The sequence below is a fragment of the Marinobacter fuscus genome (assembly GCF_003007675.1).
In the GTDB taxonomy this organism is placed as follows: domain Bacteria; phylum Pseudomonadota; class Gammaproteobacteria; order Pseudomonadales; family Oleiphilaceae; genus Marinobacter; species Marinobacter fuscus.
In genome coordinates this window covers 448,960-471,460 of the sequence record NZ_PXNP01000009.1, presented here as the reverse complement: position 1 = coordinate 471,460, position 22,501 = coordinate 448,960, and the positions used below count along the sequence as shown (strand labels likewise).

Below are 22,501 nucleotides of genomic sequence, written 5' to 3'. Positions count from 1 at the left end.
TAGGTCGCTTCCGCACAAGATGTCATCTGAGAGCAATATGTTCTCCCGTCACATCTGAATTTCTGATTGGACACCATAGGTTTAGAAAAACTTGAGCTTGCGGGCTCGGAAAAATTTAAACTGGTGAGATCAGAAGTTGCGGCTGTGACGGACGATACGCCACCATTCATATAAGCAAAGATCCCGATAATTAGAACGCCGAAAACTTGTAGCTTGAACGGGCCTTTAGCGTCTTGCCAGTGAACGATCAGGTAAATGAGCGCTACTGGTGCAATAAAAAAGACTGCAAGCCCCCAAAAAATGCCTGTTCTAAAAGCCGAAATTAGCAGACCGATTCCGCCAATGATGAATATTCCAAGACCAACATAAAAAACTACGTCACTCACTCGGTGTTCCTTTTTAAGTTCTAACAGCAACTAGACAGACCGCTTCGCGATTGCAGAAATCTGACTGCTTCGATATTCCGCTTTCTACTCAATTGGGCGAATCGGCCATTAATATTTAAAACAACAGGTTAGCTCACCTCGCACTCTGTTTCCATGTAATCGTTTGACATCTGTGATTTACGCCACCAATAATACTGTATAAAAACACAGCAATGGCAAGGAGCCACCGCTATGCAGAAAAACGAACCTCGGCTAAGAGATCAAGTCCGTGCCGTTATCAGAGTGAATCGCTACAGTATTCGTACAGAAAAATCCTACTGGTACTGGATTCGGTTTTTTATTCGTTTTCAAAACATGAAACACCCGCGCGAAATGGGTGCGCGAGAAGTGAATGAGTTTCTCACCTGGCTTGCCGTTCGTCGCAATGTGGCAGCGGCAACTCAGGCCCAGGCACTGAATGCGCTGGTATTCCAGTATGACAAAGTACTGGACAAACCAATGGGCGATATCGGCGAGGTTATCCGGTCGAAAAAACCACGTAAATTGCCGGTAGTTCTCACCCATGATGAAGCCATGGCCATCATAAATCGGCTGGGGGAAACAGATCGCCTGATTGCTTCCCTGCTATACGGTGCAGGCCTGCGAATTACGGAGGCCTGCCGGTTACGTATTAAAGATCTCGATTTTCAACAACAGGTCGTCACAGTTCGAGACGGCAAAGGCGCCAAAGACAGAACAACCCTGTTACCCGCCCCTTTGCTGGCTCCGCTGCAATGTCATATCGATACCATTCGAAAAGCCTGGCGGGAGCAGGACAAAGCGTTTCTTCATCCTGTCAGCCTTCCGTTCGCACTCGCCCGAAAATACCCGAATGCAGGTCGGACTCTGGAATGGCAATGGCTTTTTCCGTCACCATCGATTAGCACTGATAATCTTGGCAACGTGGTTCGTCACCATAGGCATATTACCTCTGTTCAAAAGGCCGTACGCAATGCCGTCAAACAAGCTGGCATTGGCAAGCAGGCGGGTTGCCATACGTTCCGGCACACGTTTGCAACCGAGCTATTGAAACGCGGAACCGATATTCGCACCGTTCAGGATCTGCTCGGCCACTCGGATCTGCGAACTACCCAGATCTATACGCACGTTCTTGGTCAGGGCTTTGCCGGGGTTCGCAGTCCGCTCGGATAGCATGTCAGCTTTCTGCCTTTTGCAGCGCACGCCCTAGCATCTGGAAGTAGGCAAAAAATGCCTGATTCACCCGCTCCCGCTGTTCCCCCTGTGGATAAAGGCCCAGTTTCGCGTCTTCGCTTTCTTTGGTGCCTTTCACCAGAAAGGCATTTTTTACCGCCGCATCCTGAACGAAGGCTTCAAAGGCTCTGGCGCAGAGTTCTTCGGGTTGGCTGTAATAATGCACGCCAGCGGCCTTGTCGGCTTTTGCCGACACCCGGAACAGGGTACTGGGGTGGTTGCCCTGCTCGTCCAGCAGGATGGCTTTGAAGCAGGCTTCAAGCCGCTGGTTCAGCGGGTGCGGGATGGCGTCTTGCCGGTGCAGCCATTGGCGGGACGCAAACTGGCCCCGGGGTACGCGGGTGAACAGCTTGTTGCTGATGTAGTGGTCGAATGCATGAAACCATTCATGGGCTATGCTACCGGGGCCCGCATTTTTGGCCAGGGCGAAACTGCGGGTTGCGGGGGTATAGTGGGCAGACACCCCCGGGCGGCCGCCGATACCATATTGCAGGGCCAGGGTGCCACGCAGCGAGATCAGGCTTTCGGTGCCACCGAGAATGGTCATCAGGTCGCAGAGGGCGTCGCAGAAAAGGCCCGCACTGCGCCGCTTTTCCGGCTCGGTTACCCAGCGGCCGATTTCCACACTGCGGAACTGGAAACGGCGGCGCACGTCCAGAAACCCCACGCGGGCCCCGGCTCTGTGGTTCGGGCCACGCCGATAAAAGTCTTTTTGCATGCCGCTATGATAAGGAGGCCGTAGCCCGGATGCCACTGCAGGCAACACGGCACTTTGGTACTGGCTCCCAAGGCGCGGGGCAATCCTCCCTTATATTGATTCACTTGCTGGCAGGGGCCGGGTAACTTGCCAGTGTCGGTCGGTTTTTATAACCGGTGAGCCATTGCAACTGCGCCGTCACACAGAAGTTTTTTGCCGTTGCCAACCATAAGGAAACATCATGAGTGATCTGACAACCCTGCGGGACATTGTCGGCCTGGGGAACCAGGCCAGCCCGATCAGCGATTCCGCGCTGGTGATTATCGATGCCCAGAACACCTACCGCGAAGGTGTTATGAAACTGGATGGCGTGGAGCCCGCACTGCAGGAGTGCAAGGCGTTGCTGGAGCGCTTCCGGGCGGCGGGGCGGCCGGTATTCCACATTCAGCACGATGCCGGTGCCGGTTCACCCTACGACCTCACGGCACCGATTGGCCAGATCGCCGATGTGGTAGCCCCGGTAGATGGCGAGCCGGTGATCACCAAAAATTACCCGAATTCCTTCACCCAGACAAACCTGAATGACCAACTGAAAGCCGCGGGCGTGCAGAATCTGATTCTGGCGGGCTTTATGTCCCATATGTGCGTGAACTCCACCGCTCGGGGCGCCTTCTCGCTGGGCTACAACCCCACGGTGGTTGCCGCAGCCACCGCTACCCGTTCCTTGCCGTCCCGGGCGTCTGGCAAAACTGTGCCCGCCGAACAGGTACAGGAGGCGGCCCTGGCCGCGCTATCAGACCTGCCTTCTGCAGTGGTGCCGTCGGTAGCTGACGTACCAGACTGAGCACCATCGAGATACCTCACCGTCTACAGGATGGTGAGGTATCGGTCAATTCGTTATCTTCCTATCATACGTTCATCAACTTAGTGCTACCCTCATTAAAGCTGCGATAAGGCCAGCCCGGCCATGACCCAGGATTGATGATGAGAGGTAACTGCATGCTTCGAGGTTCTATTGCCATTGCTCTGGGAGCATCACTGCTGGTCGGTTGTTCAGCATTCAGCCCTTCCTCGGCGGATAATACCGGCGCAAATTCCACCACCAGCACCTACTGGGTGAACAGCCTGAATGCCAGGTGCGTGGGCGTCGGCCCCATGCAATGTCTACAGGTGCAGAAGGGCGAGGAGCTGTCTGCCGGTAACTGGCAGCTGTTCTACGCGCCCATTCACGGCTTTGAGTACGTACCGGGCTATATCTACAAGCTGAGGGTGAAGGAAACGCAGCTGCCCGCACATCAGGTGCCTGCGGATAAGCCATCCATTGCCTACGAACTGGTTGAAGTTCTGGACAAGCAGGCCGACAGCCGGTTGCGGCTGCACGATATCTGGGTGCTCGAAGCCATTGAGGGCAAACCACTGGCACTAACCAGCGAGCGCCAGCGGCCGCGCCTGGAATTCAACCTCACGGAAATGCGTTTCACCGGCACCGATGGCTGCAACAACGTCTTTGGGAGCCTGCACGCCGTCACCTCAGACACGCTGTCGCTCGGCCCGATCGCGGCCACCATGATGGCCTGCGCCGATATGGCCACTGCAGACCGCTTCCGGCAGCGGCTGGGCAAGGTGGAGGGGTATTTGCTTGAGGGCCTGAAACTGCACCTGCAAAATGCCAGTGGCAAGACTCTGCTGTCGTTCCAGAAAACGGATTAGGCTCCGGAAAATTATGAATATCAGATCCCTTGAAACCTTCTATTGGATAGCCAAGCTGGGTAGTTTTCGGGCCACCGGTGAAAAGCTGTACGCCTCCCAGCCGACCATATCTGCACGTATTTCCGGCCTGGAGGACGAGCTCGGCGTAAAACTGTTTGACCGATCCGGGCGCAGTGCAGTGCTGACAACCAAAGGCCGGGAGCTGCTGGTTTACGCCGAAAAAATTCTTGAACTTCATCAGGAACTTCTGGAGAAAGTCGCCGACCCGGACTCCATCCATGGCACCATACGATTAGGCGTTGCAGAAACCATTGCCTATACCTGGCTGCCCAGGCTGATCGAAAGGATCAATGAAACCTATCCCGCCATCAATCTCGAACTCGATGTGGATATTTCCGTTAGTCTTGCCGAAAAACTCATCCGGCGAGAAATCGACATTGCGTTTCTGATCGGTGAGGTACGGCATGAGAACTTTGTCACCAAACCATTCTGCAGCTATTCACTCACCTGGGTGGCCAGTGAAAAACTGATGCTGCACGAAAAACCTCTGAGCGTCTCTGCTCTGGCTCAGGTGCCTATCATCACCTACCCACGAATGAGCGAACCACACATTTACATTCGCTCGCTGATCAATCCTGTGAGTCGCTCGATCCAGATCCACTCAAGCTCCTCACTCTCAACCATCATTCGAATGACGGTCGATGGTGTTGGTGTCAGTGCGCTACCCAGTGAGATTGTTACCAGCGAGCTTGAGTCCGGAAAACTTCGAGAACTGCAGGTAGAGGCAAATGTACCTGATCTTGTATTCAACGTCGCTTATACCACAGCACCTGGCGGCTACATTGTTCGTGCAATCGCCGATCTAGCGCTGAATCTGGTGTCATCAGAATCCCGGGAATCACGTTAGCCATACAACTGATCACATTTTTCGATCAGTTTGTATTTTAAATATCGATTGGAATTAATCATTGCTTTTGCCTTAATTTAAGTAGAAACCATTACAAGGCGAAAAAATGATCAGCGTTAATCCCTCCGAGGCCAGAGCGGTTCGACAAAGGGCACGAGATGGCAGCCTGACCGGCCCCACCGCTGGCCTGGCAACCGGTTTTGTTCAGGTAAATCTGGTAGTGCTTCCCGAGGCACAGGCCAATGGTTTCCTGCGTTTCTGCCAGGCGAATCCAAAACCCTGTCCACTGATTGCCGTTAGTGAGCCGGGGCAGCGAACCTGCGAACTGCTGGGCAACGATCTGGATATTGCACGGGATGTTCCGGCCTATCACGTCTACCGTCACGGTGAGCTCTCCGGCACAGCAGGGGATGTCTCTGATCTTTGGCGCGACGATCTTGTAACCTTCGCCCTGGGCTGTTCTTTCAGCTTTGAACATGCACTGATGCAAAACGGTGTGGCTGTTCGCCATATAGACGAAAGCCGCAACGTCCCTATGTTCAAAACCTCGATCCCACTTCAAGCTGCCGGAGGGTTTTCCGGTCATATGGTGGTATCCATGCGCCCCTTCCCGGCGGCACAGGCAATCCGGGCCATTCAGATCACCACACGCTTCCCTCTGGCCCACGGTGCCCCCGTGCATTTTGGCGATCCGGCTCTGATTGGTATTCGTGATCTGATGAATCCGGATTACGGTGATTCCGTGTCCATCTATAGTAATGAGACACCGGTTTTCTGGGCATGTGGCGTGACCCCTCAGCAAGTATTGATGGATGCCGGCGTGCCTTTTGCGATTACTCATAGCCCGGGCCACATGCTGGTAACAGACATTCCCGAAAGCCAAGTCACCTTGCTTTAGCACCTGTTAACAACAAAGAGAAAGAGAAGAGGAAATGACATGATGAACAAAAATCAGGTTTGCGCCGCAGCCACTGCACTCACCCTTCTGATGGCAGGCCATGCCACCGCTCAGGACATTGATAACACCAGCTTTTCATACGTTGGCAGCTGGAGCAGCCTGTCGCTGTATAAAAACTTCGAGAACCCGTTCTGGAGCAATCATATTCCTGAGGCATCCGGCGGCAACATCTCTACCAATGTAACAACGTTCGACCAGATGGGGTTGGGTGGCGGTGAGGTCTACCGTCTGATGGCTCGCAATGTCATTGAGGTTACCTCAACGGTTGCCGACTACGCGGTTCAGGATGCACCTGAGCTGGAAGGGCTTGATATGCCCATGATGGCACCGGATGTTGAAACTGCCCGCAAGGTTGCCGAAGCCTACTGGCCGGTTCTGGACGAAGCCTTCAGCGAGCGTTTCGACGGCGCCAAGGTGCTTGCAGTAGCTCCGTATCCTTCTCAGGTTGTGTTCTGCAATGCCGAAATCAGCAGTCTCTCGGATCTCGCAGGCAAGAAAGTACGCGCCAGTGGCCGAACAACTGCGGAGTTCTTGGAAGCTCTGGGGGCCGAAGGTATCACACTGAATTACAGCGAAGTGCCCGGAGCACTTCAGCGTGGCGTTATTGATTGTGCGGTCACCGGTTCACTTTCCGGCTACAGCTCCGGATGGTACGAAGTAGCCACTCACCTGTACCCGCTTCCAGTTGGCGGGTGGGATCACGTTGTAACCGCCATGAACGGTAAAAAGTGGCAGTCACTATCGGCAGATACCCAGGAGTGGTTGCTCAAAGAACTGAAAGAGAACTACGAAGCAAAAGTATGGGCCACAGCAGTTGACGAAACCAAAGAAGGGATTGCCTGCCTGACCGGTGAAGGAGAATGCTCCCGTGGTGAGCCGGGCAATATGGTACTGGTTCAGGCAACGGAGAGCGATTTCAAAGCAGTTTCCCGCCACCTGGAAGAAAAGCTGCTGCCAAACTGGGCCGACCGGGTTGATCAGCGCTGGGTTGATCGCTGGAATGAAACCATCGGCAGTGTCACAGGCCTGAAAGCCTCAAAGTAAATTTCATCATCCTGCAATAACTGAAGAACGGGTTGTGCGCGGCAACCCGTTCTGGAGAACCCTATGTTGGAACCGATAACTTCCGGGCTCGACCGGATTCTTCAGGGCGTCCAGTCCGGCTCGCTCTGGCTGGCCCGGGCCGGTGGCGTTCTGATTCTCCTGACAGTCGCTCTGGTGACCATAGAAATTTTGTCCCGTCAGCTGATCGGCCGCTCAAATTTGCACGCGACTGAAATCACCGGATACGTAATGGCTATCAGCACAAGCTGGGCGTTTGCCTACACCCTGATGCGCAAAGCTCACATCCGCATTGATGCTTTGTATGTGAAATTGCCCGTCAGCGCACGCGGTGTGCTTGATCTCATCGCCCTGTTGTCTCTGGCCTTGTTCTGCGTTCTGGTTGTGGGTGCCGCATTCGATGTGGCAGAGCACTCCTATACGGGCGGAGCCCGCGCAAATACGCCTTTGGGCACACCCGTATGGATTCCCCAGGCACTGTGGTTGCTAGGTCTGGTGTGGTTCTCCGTCGCTGTCGTGCTGATGTCTCTGCGAGTACTGCTCGGCCTGCTCAGCGGCCAGATGAATGACGTACAGCGCCTGGCTGGCAGCCCGACACTGGATGAACAGATCCGCGAAGAGAACAAGGAAACCAACTGATGATTGTGCTAACTCTGACCGTTCTGCTTGTTCTTCTGCTGGTGAGTGTTCCGGTGGCCGCGACACTGATTGTGCTGGGGCTGTTTCTGGACGAGTTCTTCTCGCCGTTTCCCCTGGTTAATGCCATGGGGGATGTCCTCTGGACAGCCTCCAACAGCTTTCTCCTGATCGCCATTCCCCTGTTCATACTATTGGGCGAAATTCTGGTGCGCACCGGCATCGCCAAAGGAACCTATCGGGCATTGGAGAGCTGGTTTTCCTGGTTACCCGGCGGCCTGTTGCATGCCAACGTAGCCACGGCAACCCTGTTCTCCGCAACATCCGGATCCAGCGTGGCGACGGCTGCCACTATTGGCACAGTTGCCATCCCGCAAGGCAAAGACCTGAAGTACGACCAGCGCCTGTTCACGGGTTCCATTGCCGCAGGCGGTACTCTCGGCATTATGATCCCACCGTCGATCAACCTGATCGTCTACGGTTTTCTGACCGAAACCTCTATTCCACAGTTATTTGCCGCTGGGATGATTCCCGGGTTGTTGCTGGCACTGCTGTTTGTTGTCGGAACCGCTCTGATCTGTTTATGGCGTCCTTCACTGGGTGGGCCGAGCACGCACCACTCGTGGGCTGAGCGTTTCTCAGGTTTGCGGCATCTGGTTCCGGTACTGCTCCTGTTCGGTATTGTTGTCGGCTCTATTTATGCTGGCTGGGCAACCCCAACAGAAGCTGCATCGCTGGGGGTTATCGGCGCCATGGTGATCGCGGCAGCAATGGGCAAGCTCAGCAAATCCGTCGTCATGGAAGCTCTCGAGGGCACCATGCGCACCACGGGCATGATCATGCTGATTATCATGGCATCCTATTTCCTGAACTTTGTTCTGGCCTCTGCAGGTATCACCCGGGAGCTTACCTCGTTTCTTGAGTCTGCCGGCCTTGGCCCCTACTCCACCCTGCTGATGATCATCGCCATGTACATCATTCTTGGCTTCTTCATCGAAACCCTGTCACTGATGGTTATAACCATTCCGATTGTGGCTCCAATCATTATTAGTATGGGTTTTGACCCGGTGTGGTTTGGCATTTTGCTGATTCTGCTGATCGAAATGGCGCTGATTACACCTCCGGTCGGGCTCAACCTCTATGTGGTGCAGGGGGTTCGTCAGGGTGGCTCGTTCAACGATGTCATGGTTGGCGCATTGCCTTACGTCGCCATGATGTTGCTAATGGCTATAGCCCTTGTCCTCTTTCCTTCAATCGCGCTTTTCCTGCCGGAACTGCTCAACTAACCCCTTAACCAACGCATAACAACAGGAGATACGTGATGACAGAATTTCAATTTGCAGAGACTGGCGAAACCCTGAACGTTGAAATAAACGAACTGATTATTGCTGGTTGGGCGGGGCGCGAGCAGGCTGGCATTGATGAACACATTGAAGAGCTCAAGGCCATCGGAGTTGCACCCCCGTCAAGCACACCTCTGTTCTATCGGGTATCAGCAGGACTGGTGACCACCGCCAATCAGGTTCAATTTCTGGGCAACGAAACCAGTGGTGAAATCGAGGTTCTGCTGATCGGAACCGAACACGGCACCGTTGTTGGCCTGGGCTCGGATCACACGGATCGGGAAGCCGAAGCCTGGTCGGTCGCCCATTCCAAACAGGTGTGTGCCAAACCGGTAGGGCGTCAGATCTGGTGGCTGGCGGATGTAATTGACCATTGGGATAAGCTACAAATGGCCTCTTTCGCCACCATTGATGGCAAAGAAGTACCCTACCAGCAAGGCGGTGTTACCGGGCTACTGCATCCGGAGGATCTCCTGCGTCGATTTGGCCTGGAAACAACCGAACTGGCTCCCGGACAAGCCATGCTTTGCGGCACACTACCCGTGATCGGAGGTGTTCGCCCGTCAGAAACATTTCGGATGGTGTTAACAGATCCGGTCAGAGGCCGCTCTCTGGAGCATGCTTACAACGTTGAGACCCTGTCGGTGGTAAAATGACACAACTCGAAACTACAGCGCTCAAGCCGTTGCCAGCGGAATCTCTGGCAGACCTACTGACTGGCCTGGCCGCTGGCCACTGGCAAGCCGGTGAGCTACTGGATATCTGCCAGGCCAACATCGATAAAGGTGATCACCCGGATCGGCAGGTTTATACCCGCCGGTTCGATGGCCAGGCAAAAGCCGAAGCCCGGGCTATAGACGGCTTGCGAGGCGCCGGTGTACCCACTGGTGAGCTGGCTGGCTTACCGATCGCATTGAAGGTTCTGTTCGACGTGGCCGGAGAAGTTACCCACGCCGGTAGCCAATGGTGGGACACTCCAGCCAAAGCCGATGCGCTGATCGTATCTCGCTTGCGCCGTGCCGGGGCCGTGATTACCGGGCACACCAACATGACCGAATTCGCCTATTCCGGGCTTGGCATAAACCCCCATTACGGCACACCGGATAACCCTGTCGCTCCCGGCCGGATTCCCGGCGGCTCATCTTCGGGCGCCGCCGTCGCCGTGGCCCGATACATGGCCGCAGCGGCTATCGGCTCCGATACCGGCGGTTCAGTTCGTATTCCGTCAGCGTTCTGCGGCCTGGTCGGTTTTAAACCGTCGCAAAGCCGCATTCCACGCACGGGCTCCTTCCCGCTGTCCGATAGCCTCGACTCTATCGGCCCTATGGCCCGAACCGTCGACTGCTGTGCACGCATTGATGCTGTTCTGGCAGGGCAACCGGCGACACCTTTAAAGCCTCGTTCACTGGCTGGCCTGCGTTTTGCCGTCCCTACCAACTACATGCTCGACGATGTTTCAGCCGAAATTTCTGACGCTTTCATCCGTAGCCTGAAGGCTCTTCGCGGCGCGGGCGCAATAATTGATGAGGTCGCGGTTCCGGTACTGGATGCCCTGCCAGAGTTATTGGAGGGCGGCGGCTTTACCGCTGCAGAGAGCTACCACCTGCACCGGGATTGGCTGACAGCTTGCGGAGATCGCTATGACCCAAGAGTCCGTACTCGCATTGAGCGCGGCGCCTCTCTCACGGCCTCCGATTACATCGAACTGCTGCACCGCCGACAGAATCGCAAACAACAGGCCGACCAGTGGTTGTCAGCCTACGACGGACTGTTGGCACCCACCGTGCCCATTGCCCCACCACGTTTTGAGGAACTCGTTGATGATGAAAGCTATGGCCAACTGAACCTGCTGGTGTTGCGCAACCCGACCGTCGCCAACCTGCTGGATTTATGTGCCATTACAATTCCGAATCACCCGCAGGGCGCGCTGCCATCTGGGCTAATGCTGGTTGGCCGAAATGGAACGGATCGGCAATTGCTCAACACGGCAGCAGGCCTTGAGAGGATACTCTCAACCCTATGCTGAGCGTTCTGATTGTCAAACTGGTGGCAACCGCCGCAGTGGTGATTGGGGTGTCGGTGGCGGTTGGCAAGATGGGCCCCCGGCTTGGCGGCATTCTGGCAGGCACGCCGATTATTCTTGGCCCCGGCTACTTCTTTATGCTTCAGGAGCGCTCAACCGAGTTCCTGCAAGCCGCCGCACTGTCGACTCTGCACGCACTGATCGCAACGCTTATCTTCGCTATCAGCTTCGTGCTGTCCGCCGGGCGTTTGGGCGTATTCACCAGCCTGGCACTGGCAACGGGCAGCTGGATACCCGCTTCGCTTCTATTTTCATTGCTACCCGGAGGCGTATGGGGAGCCCTTCTGGCGTACGGCTTGGTGCTTTTGACGGCTGAGTTCATACGCCACAGGCTGCAACTGAGGCACACCGTCGTAATTGCTCGATCAGGCTGGTTCGATCTGCTATTACGGGGCCTGCTGGCTGGCATTCTGGTAAGTATTGCAACAACCCTGGCGGCGAGAACCGGCCCGTTCCTTTCCGGTATATTGGTGGGGTTTCCTGTGGGTTTGTTCACGATTGGCTGGACACTCTACGAGCGCTACGGCCCGGAAGTGGCAAGAGCAACGGTAAGCATGGCCCAGAAAGGCATGCTCAGCCTCGTAGCCTTTGCACTGGCGCTGGCACTGGTGGTAGACACTTTGCCTCCTATGGCCACTTTTGCCGTGGCATTGGCTGCCTCGATGGCAGTGAGCCTGGGAATTTTTGTCTTAAGCCAGTGGCGTTACCGCATGGTTAAAACAGGAGAGGCTATATGAGCACGCTTTTGATCAATGCCGATATGGGTGAAAGCTTCGGCCCCTGGGTCATGGGAATGGATGAGCATGTCATGCCCCACGTGGATCTTGCCAACGTAGCCTGCGGCTTTCACGCATCCGACCCTCACGTTATCCGGCGTACCCTGCGCCTGGCCAAAGCCCATCAGGTGAAGGTCGGCGCTCACCCATCCTATCCGGATCTGGTGGGTTTTGGCCGACGCTCTATGGCTTGCTCACCTGCTGAAGTGGAAGACCTTGTGCTGTACCAGATCGGGGCGCTGTCCGGGCTTTGTCGGGCTGAAGGTCTGTGGCTACATTACGTGAAACCCCACGGCGCACTGTACAACGATATGATCCGGGATCCGGCTTTGTTTGAAGCCGTGGTCAGGGCGGTCAAAGATTTCGATGCCTCTCTGCCCCTGATGACTATGGCAGCCTGTGACACGTCGATGGCACAGGAAATTGCCGACCGATATGGCATAAACCTCTGGTTTGAGGCCTTTGCGGATCGCGCTTATGATCAGCACGGGCATCTGGTGTCCAGGCGGCAGCCCGGTGCCGTTCATGAAGACCCAAAGGAAATCCTAGCACAGGCCATTACGATCGCTAAAGGTGAACCACTCACCGCCAGCGACGGCAGCAAGATCGTTTTGCAAGCCGACACCTTGTGCGTGCATGGTGACAACAACGAATCCATTGCTGCCATCCAGTCCATTCGGGAAGCCATTCAGGCGCTTGGAAGCCAGACATGAACACAGGCTCCGTCACAACCCTGCCCCGGCTGGAATCTGCGGGCCTGGACGGCTGGATGGTAAGACTGTTCGATAGCATTGAGGAAACCAACCTGCCCTGGATCACCGCCTTGCTGCAGCGCTGCGAATCGGCGTTCGGAACGGCGGTGGTGGACCTGGTGCCGTCCTACACCACCTTGCTGGTGGTTTTCGATCCCGTGCAACTGAGTCCGTTGGAAGCGCAACAGAAGATCACCAGCCTGCTCACGGACCTGACACCGGAGGGCAGCTCCGGCACCAGCCAGATACATGAACTGCCAACGTTCTACCATGCCAGCGTTGGGCCAGACCTTGAGCGGGTCGCGGAACATACGGGACTGTCGGTGGCTGAGGTCATCGCGTGCCACAGCCAGAAAACCTACCGCGTCTTTGCCCTGGGCTTTGCGCCAGGCTTTGCCTTCATGGGCCTGACGGCCCCACAGCTGGAATGCCCGAGGCTCGACACGCCCCGTAAGAAAGTCCCGGTGGGCAGCGTGGCCATTGCCGCGCGCCAGACCGCCGCATACCCCACCGCCACCCCAGGCGGCTGGAACCTTCTGGGTCGCACCAGTGCCCGCCTGTTCGACCGAAAAAGAGAAGGTTTCAGCCTGCTGAATGTGGGCGACCAGGTACGCTTTGTTCCGGCCTCTCGAGAGGCGTTTGAGCGTAGCGGAGGCGACATTACCCCCATGGAGGCATGCCAATGACCACCCTACCCCAGAGCGACATCGCGATCCGGGTGCTCCGGGCCGGGCCGCTTGCGCTGCTTCAGGATCGCGGCCGCTTTGGCGTCCGGCACCTGGGAGTCACTCAGGGCGGGCCAGCCGACCTGTACTCCTGGGCCTGGGCCAACCGGCTGGCCGGTAATCCGTGGGGCTCGGCAAGCCTTGAAATCACCTTTGGCGGACTGCAACTGGTGGCGGAACGCGATCTTGATATTGCCATCGCCGGAGCCGATCTTGGCGCCACGCTGGAGGGCCATCCGGTTCCGCTTTGGCAACGGGTACGCTGGTCCGAAGGCCAGAAACTGACGTTTGGCACCCCGGTAAGCGGGCTGCGGGCGTATCTGTCTGTACGCGGTGGCTTTGCGGCTCCGCCAGCGATGGGCAGCGTAGCCTGTGTCGCCCGGGAGCAACTGGGCGGCTTTGATGGCCACGGCCGCAAGCTGGCGGATGACGACAGGTTAAGCACGTTCAAACCGGGTATCACCGCAGCACCGGGCATCACCCAGGCCCCGCCGCATGCCCGCCCTGATTTCCGGGAGCCGCCGCAGCTCGATCTGCTGCCAGGTGCGCAGATTGCCGAATTCACCGGTCGCAGCCTGTTTGACGCTTTCAACACCTGGTGGCGGGTGGATGACCGGGCAGACCGCATGGGTGTGCGCCTCGCCGGCCCCAAATTACAGTGCCGAATCCGATCGCTGATTTCAGAGGGCATCAACCTTGGCGGAGTCCAGGTGCCACCCGATGGCCAGCCGATCGTATTACTCAACGACCGTCAGACCATCGGAGGCTATCCGAGACTGGGTGCGCTTTCGCCGCTGTCTGTCTCCCGGCTGGCCCAGTGCCTGCCCGGGCAGGAAGTCAGGCTGGTCGCCCGCAGCGGTGAATCTGTGCTGCGGGAATACCGGGCGTTTCTGGCAAGCTTTGCTTCCTGAACCGGAAGCAGCCTGACTCCCGGTATGCCTCAAGGCGCCTTACCTTATATTCGCAAACACTCACCACTCCAGCTGCGCCCCGGTCTGATATTCGATCACCCGGGTTTCAAAGAAGTTTTTCTCTTTGCGCAGGGTAGCCTGCTCGTCCAGCCAGGGTGATACGTTTTTCGCCCCGGGGAAGGGTTCTTCCAGGCCCACGGTGCGGGCCCGGCGGTTGGCCACAAAGCGGAACTGCTCGCTGTGGTATTCGGCCGAGTAGCCCAGGATGGGGTCCCGCAGCACGTAGTTGGCGTAGGCCATTTCCGCCGCTTCGGATTCGTCCCACATCTCGCGCACGGCTTTCGGATCCAGGGTGATTTTCTCTTCTTCCAGAATCTGGTTGACCACTTTCAAGCCAAATGAGAAGTGCATGGCTTCGTCCCGCAGGATGTACTGGAGTTGTTCGCCGGTGCCGCGCATCAGACCTCTGCGCTGCAGGGCGAAGATGGGGCTGAAGCCGTTGTAGAACCAGCAGCCTTCGAACACGGCGGCGAAGAACAGGTACGACATCACGAAGTCTTGCAGCTCGTCCGGGTTGCGCAGGTTCATGTCGGAGCGCATGGCGGCGTCCAGGCGGCGGTTGGCCAGCTGGATTTTGCCATTGATCTCCGGCACCACCCGGTAGCGGTTGTAGATCTCGCTCTGGTCCAGGTTCAGGGTCTCGATGCAGTGCTGGTAGGTCCAGGTGTGCAGGGCTTCTTCGTATACCTGCCGGGCCTGATAAATCTGCAGCTCCGGGGCGCTCATTTTTTCCATCACCGCCAGGCCGATGTTGCGCATGGCAAGAATATCGGAGGTGGTCAGGTACGCCAGCACGTTTTCGTACACGTGCTTTTCCGCCGGGGTCAGCCGGTGGTGGTAGTCGTGAACGTCTTGCGCCATGTTCACGTCCAGCGGCGTCCAGTGGTTCTTGTTGGCGTTCATGAAGTACTCCCAGGCCCAGGGGTACTTGAACGGTGCCAATTGGTTGATGTCGGTCTCGCCGTTGATCACCCGCTTGTCATCCACATTCACGGGCGCCGGGCCGCCGGTGGCGGCTGGCTTGGTGGCGGCTTTAGATTCGTCATCCCAGTCCAGCATGGTGCTATCTCCTGACACAGTGAGTGGTTACTGACACGCTTCGCAGTCCGGCTCATCAATCGAGCACACCTGCGGCTGCGGCGCGGCCACGGGGGCGGATTTCTCGGCACCGGTGGCCCCCAAAGAGCGTAGGTAATAGGTGGTTTTCAGACCGCGTTCCCAGGCCAGCTGGTACAACGCATCCAGCTTTTTGCCGCTGGGTTCGGCCATGTACAGGTTCAGACTCTGGGCCTGGTCGAGCCACTTCTGGCGTCGGGACGCGGCTTCCACCAGCCAGCGGGCGTCGATTTCAAAGGCGGTGGCGTAGCGGGCCTTGAGTTCGGTGGGAATGCGGTCGATCTGCTGTACGCTGCCGTCGAAGTATTTCAGGTCGTTCACCATCACGTTGTCCCACAAGCCTTCGGCCTTGAGATCCCGCACCAGGGAGGGGTTCACCACGGTGAACTCGCCAGACAGGTTCGATTTCACAAACAAGTTCTGGTAAGCCGGTTCGATGGATTGCGACACCCCGACAATGTTGGAGATGGTGGCGGTGGGCGCAATGGCCATCACATTACTGTTGCGCATGCCGTGTTTGGCGATCAGCTCGCGCACCGGCGTCCAGTCCAGACGGCTGTCGGTGTTCACCGAAAGGTCTCCCTCACGACGGGCGTCTTTCAGGTTCTGGATCGAATCAATCGGCAGAATGCCCTGGCTCCACAGGGAGCCTTCGTAGGTTTCGTAAGCGCCACGCTCACCGGCCAGGGTGGCCGAGGCACGCAGGGCGAAGTAGCTCAGCTGCTCCATGGCGACATCGGCAAACTCCACCGCTTCCGCGCTGGTGTACGGCAGACCCAGTTGATACAAGGCATCCTGGAAGCCCATCAGGCCCAGGCCCACGGGGCGGTGCTGAAGGTTGGAATTGCGGGCCTGGGGCACGGCGTAGAAGTTAATGTCGATCACGTTATCGAGCATGCGCACGGCGGTGGTGACGGTTCGCTCCAGGCGCGCCACATCCAACTCGCCGTCTTTGATGTGGGCAGCCAGGTTCACCGAGCCCAGGTTACACACGGCGATTTCGTCGGCGCTGGTGTTCAGGGTGATTTCGGTGCACAAATTTGAGCTGTGCACCACGCCCTGATGCTGCTGGGGCGAGCGCAGATTGCACGGATCTTTGAAGGTGATCCAGGGGTGCCCGGTTTCGAACAGCACGGTCAGCATCTTGCGCCACAACTGCTTGGCCGGAATCTTCTTGAACAGCTTGATTTTGCCCTGCTCCGCCAGCGCCTCGTAGTGCTGGTAGCGTTCGCGGAATGCGTTGCCGTACAGGTCGTGCAGATCCGGCACACCGCTAGGGGAAAATAGGGTCCAGTCGCGGTCTTCGCGCATACGCTCGATCAGCAGATCCGGTACCCAGTTGGCGGTATTCATGTCGTGGGTGCGGCGGCGCTCATCGCCGGTGTTCTTGCGCAGTTCGAGGAATTCCTCGATGTCCAGGTGCCAACTTTCCAGATAGGCGCAGACCGCGCCCTTGCGCTTGCCGCCCTGGTTCACCGCCACCGCAGTGTCGTTCACTACTTTCAAGAATGGCACCACGCCCTGGCTCTGGCCGTTGGTGCCCTTGATGTGCGAACCCAGCGCCCGCACCGGGGTCCAGTCGTTGCCCAGGCCGCCAGCCCATTTCGACAACAGGGCGTTGTCTTTGATGGCGCCATAGATGTCTTCCAGGTCGTCGCCGACCGTGGTCAGGTAGCAGGACGACAGCTGGGAATGGCGGGTGCCGCTGTTGAACAGGGTGGGCGTACTGGCCATGTAATCGAAGCTGGAAAGCAGCTCATAGAATTCGATGGCGCGAGCGTTGGGGTCGTCCTCGCGCAGCGCCAGGCCCATGGCCACGCGCATGAAGAATACCTGGGGCAGTTCCAGGCGGGCCTGGTTCCAGTGCAGGAAGTAGCGGTCGTAGAGAGTTTGCAGGCCGAGGAAGCCAAATTGCAGATCCCGCTCGGGCTTCAGGGCTTCGGCCAGGCGCTCCAGATCAAAGGCCGCCAGGGCTTCGTCCAGCAATTCGTAACGGATACCGGCGTGGATAAACGCCGTCAGCGCCTGTGGATAAGTCTCCGCCAGCGTCTGGTTGCGGGGCAGGCCCAGGGCATCGGCGTTTTCCAGCCGCAGCTGTTCCAGCAGTAGGCGGGCGGTGACGGCGCTGTAGTCCGGCTCCCGCTCGATGCGACCGCGGGCGGTCATGATCAGCGCGGTCAGCACTTCGGTGCCCTCGATGCCGTCGTACAGGTTGCGCAGCGCGTCTTCCACCAGGGATTCACCGTCAATGCCTTCAAGGCCAGTGGCGGCTTGCTCCACCTGCTGTTTCATCAGGCCCAGATCAAGCGGGGCGATGCTGCCGTCGCTCTTTTTCACGGTCAGGTGCGGGTGGGCTTCCATCGGTTCTTCAACAGCACGCTGGCGGGCGTGTTCTTCCCGGTAGAGTACGTAGGCCCGGGCCACTTTCTGCTCTTCCGCGCGCATCAGTGCCAGTTCCACCTGGTCCTGAATGTCTTCAATATGCACCTTGCCACCCGCTTTCAGGCGACGGCTGATGGCCTGCATTACCTGCTCGGTGACCCGGTGTACGGCGTCGTTGATGCGCGCGGAACCGGCCGACTGGTCACCTTCCACCGCCAGAAACGCCTTGGTAACCGCAACACTGATCTTGGCCGGGTTAAATCCCACCAGGGTGCCGTTGCGTTTAATAACTTGCAGGGATTGAGTTTGGCTGACCGAGGGCTCGGCGAGGGTGGCGGCTGTCATGGTGCTCTCCTGAATTCGCGTTGATTCCGTTAAATCCTTCGCGAATGCAGCGGCACACCTTACCCAAGGCACGGGCAGGCCTGACCAGTCTGCTCACCCTTGAATCGCGAAGGTGCAGTGCAGAAACCCCATGGGCTTCTGTTCCCTGGCAGGTCTTCGGACTCAGGGGCATGAACCTTTTGTTCTGCCTTGCGCGGCGACTTCCCGGTTTGCACCAGTGTCGTAATACCACGCTCGTTCCCCAATACCGCTGCGCGTCAGTTCCGGATTCTCACCGGATTCCCGACTACCCTATAAACAAGATGATCAGAGTTTGATCACAATATATGGTAGTTGACCAAGGACGGGGTCACTATATACACCCTGTACCAGCAACACAAGATGATGGCTAAGGGTTAAACGTTCTAGCCCGGTCAATCTTATTGTTCAGGAGAATAACGTGACTTTTCGCCGTTCCACAGTCTGCCTCTGCACAACGCTGCTGTTCGCCACTCTGGGGTTGCAGGCAATCCCCCCGCTGCTTCCCCCCTTCTCTGCCATAACGTCCCTCCAGGACGGCTGGGAGCCCCTGGAATTTCCCAACATCGATCGCCATACCCACTATGAGTTGGTGGTTGAAGATGGCCGGCAAGTGGTGCGTGCTACCGCTAACGGCAGCGCCTTAAGAAACGCACCACCTGCCATTGTTGGCGTGGCCATCATGACCGATGCAGATAATACCGGTGAGCAGGCCGCAGCCTGGTATGGCGACCTGATTCTGTCCCGGTCATCCAGCGAAAAATTACCGGTACTGTAGCGGAAATCCGGGTACCACGTAGGTATTCGGGTACCTTTGTACCGGAGCCACCTCCCCCTTTTCGGCCAGCCTGAGGTAGGCATCGTCAAACTCTTCACGCAGGAGTGCTGCCCGGGGATTGGCCAGTGAAAACAACCAGGCGCCGTGGCGGGTCCGAATCGGAGATTCACGGATCATATTGTAGCCCGGATCTGCCATTACCTGGCGGATGGGCTTGCGATAGTCGAGCAGATAGTCACCGCGCCCGAGCTTGAGCATATCCAGAGCGGAGCGATGATTGGGGGCTTCAGACACCCGGATATCCGGTTGTGCTATTAGCCAGTTCCGGAGCCCTCCGTAGGTGTAGCCGTTGATCAGGATGACGGTTTTATTGCGCAAACGATCCAGGTGATCAATCGGCTCGGTAGCGTCGAGGTACCAGGCACTCAGCTGCATGCTCACCGGGTTAACCCAGCTTTCCAGCACATCATGCTGCACCGCCGGAACCTTGGTCAGGCCCATCATCATGTCGATGGTGCCGTTTTTCAGGTATAGATATGCCCGTGCCACCGGCAAATACAGATATTCGATACGGTATCCCGCCTCCGCCGCCAGCTTGTCGAGCACCCCCACCATTTCACCCATGGGCTCGCCCGCGCTGTTTCGGTAAGTGATGGGAGGAAATTCTACATAGGCAACCCGCAGGGTCTTTCCGTCATCGCTGGTTGCGTCTGCGGCACTTACCGTGAAGGAAATCAGGGCGCAGAGCAGCGCAAGAAAAAGGGCTCGCGCCACCCGCCGGGCAGGGATAAAGAAAAAGCTGGGGCCGGAGATCATAGTCGCTGCTTCGGTTACCTGTTTCTATCAAGCCTAACAGATAACCGGAACAACACTACGCCGAATACTGCAAAAATCCGGCTCAGAAAGCGTGGGTAACCATGTACAGCCCCACACCACCCATGACCACCGTATAGGGTAAGGCCATGATCACCATACGCCCGTACGACAGGCGTACCAGCGGGGCAATGGCCGAGGTCAGCAGGAACAGGAAGGCCGCCTGGCCGTTTGGCGTAGCGACACTGGGCAAGTTGGTGCCGGTATTGATCGCCACCGCCAGAGTCTGGAAATGCTCGTAGCTGATGCTGCCGGCTTCCAACGCCTGTTTTACTTCGCTGATGTACACCGTTGCCACAAACACATTGTCACTGATCATCGACAACAAGCCGTTGGCAATAAAGAACATACCCGGCTGCTGGTGCTCAGGTAGGCTCAAGACATAGTCGATCACCGGCTTGAACAGGTGCTGCTCGTGTATAACCGCCACCACGGCAAAGAACACCACCAGCAGCGACGTAAACGGCAGCGACTCCTGGAACGCCTTGCCAATCTGGTGCTCATCGGTCACACCGGTAAACGAAGTAACCAGAATAATCACCAGCAAACCGATCAGGCCCACCTCGGCAATGTGAAACGCCAGGCCACACACCAGTATCCCCGCAGCAATAGCCTGAACCCAAAGGGCGGCCTGATCTGCCTTGGTGCGCCGGGAGCGTTCATTCTCTGCAAACTCTTCCAATACCTGGCGTACCGGCTTGGGCAGGCGACCGCCATATCCGAACCAGCGCAGCTTCTCCAGCGCCCAGCAGGTGGCCAGCCCGGCCACCAATACCGGAACACTCACCGGCGCCATGTGCAGGAAAAAGCCAATGAAATCCCAGCCCACCACTTTCGCAATCAACAGGTTTTGCGGCTCGCCCACCATGGTCGCCACGCCACCCAGCGCGGTACCAATGGCGCCGTGCATCAACAAACTGCGCAAAAACGCCCGGAAGTTCTCCAGGTCGCCGCGGTGCAGTTCGATCACTTCTTCATCGCTGTTGGCGTTGTGGTCTTTCTGCTGGTAGCCCTTGCCCGAGGCCACCTTGTGATACACCGAGAAGAAACCCACCGCCACACTGATTATGACCGCGGTAACGGTGAGCGCATCCAGAAATGCCGACAACAGGGCAGCAGCACTGCAAAACAACATAGACAAGGCCGACTTGGAACGCACCCCCACCAGAATCTGGGTAAAGGTGACCAGCAACAGTTCTTTCATGAAATAAATCCCTGCCACCATGAACATCAGCAGCAGAATCACCGGAAAGTTGGTCAGCACTTCATGGTAGACCGCATCGGCGGTGGTTAGACCGATCAGCAAAGACTCAACCGCCAACAGGCCACCGGGCAACAAAGGGTAGCATTTCAGGGCCATCGCCAGGGTAAAAATAAACTCTGCTATCAGTAACCACCCCGTCACTCCCGGGCCCAGGGTATACATAACAACAGGGTTGGCAATCAAAAACAGCAGGATAACCTGCTTGTACCAGACGGGGGCTTTACCAAGGAAGTTCTGGGTAAAGCCAGCAAACACAGAATTGGGCATTGCTCGTTTCTTTTCGTTAGAGGTAGCTGCCAAGGAAGTATGCAACAGGAAGCTGTGATCTTCCTTGATATTTATGACCGGGGTAATGGCTCAAAGGTGGTAGAAAAGCCCCCAATTAGGCGTACGCGGAGTCAACCCTGAGTCGATGCGCAGTTTAGCCTGTCTTGGGGGTGTCTGCGAGCGCAAGTGCATTGCCAATAAAGCCCACCACTATGGAACCTACGGCGCGATCTTTGATTTCAACAGGACTGATCATGATTCCTCCTTTAACGGCAGTTTTGATAAATCAAAACTGCCGTTTCTCACAAGAGCGACTGATCTTTGCCGAAATCAGGTGGTTTTGCGTACCTTAAACAAAAAAACATCCACACCTGACAGATTTAACTGTTCTCTATTCGCCAATAAAACATTCCTGATTTTTTACCGAGAATAGTTGCCGAGATATGATCATCGCTCGCTTTGTTCGCTAGGCCATAGCAAACATGCAAAGGCAAAAGGTGCTCTTCCCGCGGATGGCAAAAGCGGGCAGACGGGGCCAGTTCCCAATGAGTCAGGCGCTCTACCCGCTCTGATTCCGGCATTGAACTATCGGTACACGTCTCCTCCAGCCAGTCTTCAAACGCCTGGTTACGAGCCTGAACCTCCGACGTATTCGCGGAGAAAAATGCCCGCATGTTATGGAATGAGAAGCCGGAGCCAATCACCAGTAGGTTATCGACGTCCAGCGCCTGCAACGCCTTACCAATAGCCAGGTGAGTACTCGCATCCAGACTGTTTACCAAAGAGAGCTGAACGCATGGAATATCCGCCTGCGGGTACATCAGTTTCAGCGGCACGAACAGGCCATGATCAAATCCCCTTTGGCCGTCAAGCCGGGCGCGGATACCGGCCTGATCCAGCGCCTGGTATACCTGACGCGCCAGCTCCGGTTCTCCGGGGCAGGGGTATTGGATGTTGTAAGCCTCAGGTGGGAAGCCAGAATAATCAAAGATGAGCGGAGGTCTGGCGCCAGAGGTGATCGTCGGTACCGGTGCCTCCCAATGCGCGCTGACAACCAGTATCGCAGAGGGTTTGCGAAGTTTACCGGCAATCTCCGTTAATCGGGTCACCATTTCTCGGTGCCCCGGATCCCCCAGGAGGGGCATCGGCCCACCCCCATGCGAGATAAACAGAACATCGGTTACAGTGTTCATAGCGGTCA

General features: G+C 56.9%; 21 protein-coding genes, 1 pseudogene and 1 riboswitch. Of the genes and pseudogenes, 15 read left to right on the top strand and 7 right to left on the bottom strand.

Annotated elements, in window-relative coordinates; genetic code table 11:
* Positions 1-386, bottom strand: a pseudogene (locus tag C7H09_RS19925) (hypothetical protein); the annotation flags it as partial.
* Positions 387-617: 231 nt separating this feature from the next.
* On the opposite strand from C7H09_RS19925, the gene C7H09_RS03165 reads away from it, so the two are divergent.
* Complete coding sequence (locus tag C7H09_RS03165) at positions 618-1,577, top strand: integron integrase (RefSeq protein ID WP_106761166.1); 960 nt, start codon at positions 618-620, stop codon at positions 1,575-1,577.
* Between the two features lie 4 nt (positions 1,578-1,581).
* Here the strand turns inward: C7H09_RS03165 and C7H09_RS03160 are convergent, their stop codons facing one another.
* The gene (locus C7H09_RS03160; protein ID WP_106761165.1) at positions 1,582-2,355 is read right to left on the bottom strand and encodes a CLCA_X family protein; all 774 of its coding nucleotides are present in this window, start codon (positions 2,353-2,355) and stop codon (positions 1,582-1,584) included.
* 220 nt (positions 2,356-2,575) lie between these two features.
* Here C7H09_RS03160 and C7H09_RS03155 point away from each other — a divergent pair, with 220 nt between their 5' ends.
* The 13 genes from C7H09_RS03155 (at position 2,576) to C7H09_RS03095 (ending at position 14,197) form a co-directional block, all read left to right on the top strand.
* Positions 2,576-3,178, top strand: a complete 603-nt coding sequence (locus C7H09_RS03155) for a cysteine hydrolase family protein (RefSeq protein WP_106761164.1) — start codon at positions 2,576-2,578, stop codon at positions 3,176-3,178.
* Between the two features lie 155 nt (positions 3,179-3,333).
* Positions 3,334-4,044 carry a DUF4377 domain-containing protein gene (locus C7H09_RS03150; RefSeq protein WP_165794773.1) on the top strand — a complete coding sequence of 237 codons (711 nt, stop codon included), beginning with the start codon at positions 3,334-3,336 and terminating at the stop codon, positions 4,042-4,044.
* Positions 4,045-4,057: 13 nt separating this feature from the next.
* Positions 4,058-4,951, top strand: coding sequence for a LysR family transcriptional regulator (locus C7H09_RS03145; protein WP_106761162.1), 894 nt, complete (start codon positions 4,058-4,060; stop codon positions 4,949-4,951).
* A gap of 106 nt (positions 4,952-5,057) precedes the next feature.
* Positions 5,058-5,849 carry a putative hydro-lyase gene (locus C7H09_RS03140; protein WP_106761161.1) on the top strand — a complete coding sequence of 264 codons (792 nt, stop codon included), beginning with the start codon at positions 5,058-5,060 and terminating at the stop codon, positions 5,847-5,849.
* 39 nt (positions 5,850-5,888) lie between these two features.
* Positions 5,889-6,953 (top strand): TRAP transporter substrate-binding protein, encoded by a 1,065-nt coding sequence (locus C7H09_RS03135; protein WP_106761160.1) that lies wholly within the window; start codon positions 5,889-5,891, stop codon positions 6,951-6,953.
* Between the two features lie 63 nt (positions 6,954-7,016).
* The gene (locus C7H09_RS03130) at positions 7,017-7,610 is read left to right on the top strand and encodes a TRAP transporter small permease subunit (RefSeq protein WP_106761159.1); all 594 of its coding nucleotides are present in this window, start codon (positions 7,017-7,019) and stop codon (positions 7,608-7,610) included.
* Positions 7,610-8,893 carry a TRAP transporter large permease gene (locus C7H09_RS03125; RefSeq protein WP_106761158.1) on the top strand — a complete coding sequence of 428 codons (1,284 nt, stop codon included), beginning with the start codon at positions 7,610-7,612 and terminating at the stop codon, positions 8,891-8,893. Before C7H09_RS03130 ends, C7H09_RS03125 begins: the two co-directional genes overlap by 1 nt.
* Positions 8,894-8,928: 35 nt before the next feature.
* A complete protein-coding gene (locus C7H09_RS03120) occupies positions 8,929-9,606 on the top strand; it encodes a DUF2848 domain-containing protein (protein WP_106761157.1) in 678 nt (225 codons plus the stop codon).
* On the top strand, positions 9,603-10,976 hold the full coding sequence (locus tag C7H09_RS03115; protein WP_106761156.1) for an amidase: 1,374 nt from the start codon (positions 9,603-9,605) through the stop codon (positions 10,974-10,976). The genes C7H09_RS03120 and C7H09_RS03115 overlap by 4 nt, the downstream gene beginning before the upstream one ends.
* Positions 10,970-11,770 (top strand): hypothetical protein, encoded by an 801-nt coding sequence (locus C7H09_RS03110; RefSeq protein WP_089675830.1) that lies wholly within the window; start codon positions 10,970-10,972, stop codon positions 11,768-11,770. The genes C7H09_RS03115 and C7H09_RS03110 overlap by 7 nt, the downstream gene beginning before the upstream one ends.
* Positions 11,767-12,522: a 5-oxoprolinase subunit PxpA gene (locus C7H09_RS03105; protein ID WP_106761155.1), complete on the top strand. Its 756-nt coding sequence runs from the start codon at positions 11,767-11,769 to the stop codon at positions 12,520-12,522. Before C7H09_RS03110 ends, C7H09_RS03105 begins: the two co-directional genes overlap by 4 nt.
* Entirely contained in the window at positions 12,519-13,247 is a 729-nt protein-coding gene (gene pxpB, locus C7H09_RS03100) for a 5-oxoprolinase subunit PxpB (protein WP_106761154.1), read from the top strand. Before C7H09_RS03105 ends, pxpB begins: the two co-directional genes overlap by 4 nt.
* On the top strand, positions 13,244-14,197 hold the full coding sequence (locus C7H09_RS03095) for a 5-oxoprolinase subunit C family protein (RefSeq protein ID WP_106761153.1): 954 nt from the start codon (positions 13,244-13,246) through the stop codon (positions 14,195-14,197). The genes pxpB and C7H09_RS03095 overlap by 4 nt, the downstream gene beginning before the upstream one ends.
* 60 nt (positions 14,198-14,257) lie before the next feature.
* On the opposite strand, the gene C7H09_RS03090 is transcribed toward C7H09_RS03095, so the two are convergent.
* Both C7H09_RS03090 and C7H09_RS03085 read right to left on the bottom strand, forming a co-directional pair.
* Positions 14,258-15,316, bottom strand: a complete 1,059-nt coding sequence (locus tag C7H09_RS03090) for a ribonucleotide-diphosphate reductase subunit beta (protein WP_106761152.1) — start codon at positions 15,314-15,316, stop codon at positions 14,258-14,260.
* A 27-nt stretch (positions 15,317-15,343) separates the two neighbouring features.
* Positions 15,344-18,115: a ribonucleoside-diphosphate reductase subunit alpha gene (locus C7H09_RS03085; RefSeq protein ID WP_276309301.1), complete on the bottom strand. Its 2,772-nt coding sequence runs from the start codon at positions 18,113-18,115 to the stop codon at positions 15,344-15,346.
* A 115-nt stretch (positions 18,116-18,230) separates the two neighbouring features.
* Positions 18,231-18,426: riboswitch (cobalamin riboswitch) on the bottom strand.
* Between the two features lie 113 nt (positions 18,427-18,539).
* Here C7H09_RS03085 and C7H09_RS03080 point away from each other — a divergent pair.
* Positions 18,540-18,896 (top strand): DUF3047 domain-containing protein, encoded by a 357-nt coding sequence (locus tag C7H09_RS03080; RefSeq protein WP_165794772.1) that lies wholly within the window; start codon positions 18,540-18,542, stop codon positions 18,894-18,896.
* On the opposite strand, the gene C7H09_RS03075 is transcribed toward C7H09_RS03080, so the two are convergent.
* From C7H09_RS03075 to C7H09_RS03065, 3 genes are all read right to left on the bottom strand, one after another.
* The gene (locus tag C7H09_RS03075) at positions 18,882-19,712 is read right to left on the bottom strand and encodes a substrate-binding periplasmic protein (protein ID WP_106761150.1); all 831 of its coding nucleotides are present in this window, start codon (positions 19,710-19,712) and stop codon (positions 18,882-18,884) included. The two genes, C7H09_RS03080 and C7H09_RS03075, sit on opposite strands and share 15 nt — an antisense overlap.
* Positions 19,713-19,794: 82 nt before the next feature.
* A complete protein-coding gene (gene nhaB / locus C7H09_RS03070) occupies positions 19,795-21,300 on the bottom strand; it encodes a sodium/proton antiporter NhaB (protein WP_106761149.1) in 1,506 nt (501 codons plus the stop codon).
* Between the two features lie 380 nt (positions 21,301-21,680).
* Complete coding sequence (locus C7H09_RS03065) at positions 21,681-22,493, bottom strand: DODA-type extradiol aromatic ring-opening family dioxygenase (RefSeq protein WP_106761148.1); 813 nt, start codon at positions 22,491-22,493, stop codon at positions 21,681-21,683.
* Positions 22,494-22,501 lie beyond the last annotated feature (8 nt).

Coding starts and splice junctions, on each gene's coding strand:
- C7H09_RS03165 (WP_106761166.1), top strand. CDS start 618: ATGCAGAAAAACGAACCTCGGCTAAGAGATCAAGTCCGTGCCGTTATC.
- nhaB (WP_106761149.1), bottom strand. CDS start 21,300: ATGCCCAATTCTGTGTTTGCTGGCTTTACCCAGAACTTCCTTGGTAAA.
- pxpB (WP_106761154.1), top strand. CDS start 12,519: ATGAACACAGGCTCCGTCACAACCCTGCCCCGGCTGGAATCTGCGGGC.
- C7H09_RS03105 (WP_106761155.1), top strand. CDS start 11,767: ATGAGCACGCTTTTGATCAATGCCGATATGGGTGAAAGCTTCGGCCCC.
- C7H09_RS03110 (WP_089675830.1), top strand. CDS start 10,970: ATGCTGAGCGTTCTGATTGTCAAACTGGTGGCAACCGCCGCAGTGGTG.
- C7H09_RS03130 (WP_106761159.1), top strand. CDS start 7,017: ATGTTGGAACCGATAACTTCCGGGCTCGACCGGATTCTTCAGGGCGTC.
- C7H09_RS03155 (WP_106761164.1), top strand. CDS start 2,576: ATGAGTGATCTGACAACCCTGCGGGACATTGTCGGCCTGGGGAACCAG.
- C7H09_RS03120 (WP_106761157.1), top strand. CDS start 8,929: ATGACAGAATTTCAATTTGCAGAGACTGGCGAAACCCTGAACGTTGAA.
- C7H09_RS03140 (WP_106761161.1), top strand. CDS start 5,058: ATGATCAGCGTTAATCCCTCCGAGGCCAGAGCGGTTCGACAAAGGGCA.
- C7H09_RS03090 (WP_106761152.1), bottom strand. CDS start 15,316: ATGCTGGACTGGGATGACGAATCTAAAGCCGCCACCAAGCCAGCCGCC.
- C7H09_RS03145 (WP_106761162.1), top strand. CDS start 4,058: ATGAATATCAGATCCCTTGAAACCTTCTATTGGATAGCCAAGCTGGGT.
- C7H09_RS03075 (WP_106761150.1), bottom strand. CDS start 19,712: ATGATCTCCGGCCCCAGCTTTTTCTTTATCCCTGCCCGGCGGGTGGCG.
- C7H09_RS03095 (WP_106761153.1), top strand. CDS start 13,244: ATGACCACCCTACCCCAGAGCGACATCGCGATCCGGGTGCTCCGGGCC.
- C7H09_RS03065 (WP_106761148.1), bottom strand. CDS start 22,493: ATGAACACTGTAACCGATGTTCTGTTTATCTCGCATGGGGGTGGGCCG.
- C7H09_RS03125 (WP_106761158.1), top strand. CDS start 7,610: ATGATTGTGCTAACTCTGACCGTTCTGCTTGTTCTTCTGCTGGTGAGT.
- C7H09_RS03150 (WP_165794773.1), top strand. CDS start 3,334: ATGCTTCGAGGTTCTATTGCCATTGCTCTGGGAGCATCACTGCTGGTC.
- C7H09_RS03115 (WP_106761156.1), top strand. CDS start 9,603: ATGACACAACTCGAAACTACAGCGCTCAAGCCGTTGCCAGCGGAATCT.
- C7H09_RS03135 (WP_106761160.1), top strand. CDS start 5,889: ATGATGAACAAAAATCAGGTTTGCGCCGCAGCCACTGCACTCACCCTT.
- C7H09_RS03160 (WP_106761165.1), bottom strand. CDS start 2,355: ATGCAAAAAGACTTTTATCGGCGTGGCCCGAACCACAGAGCCGGGGCC.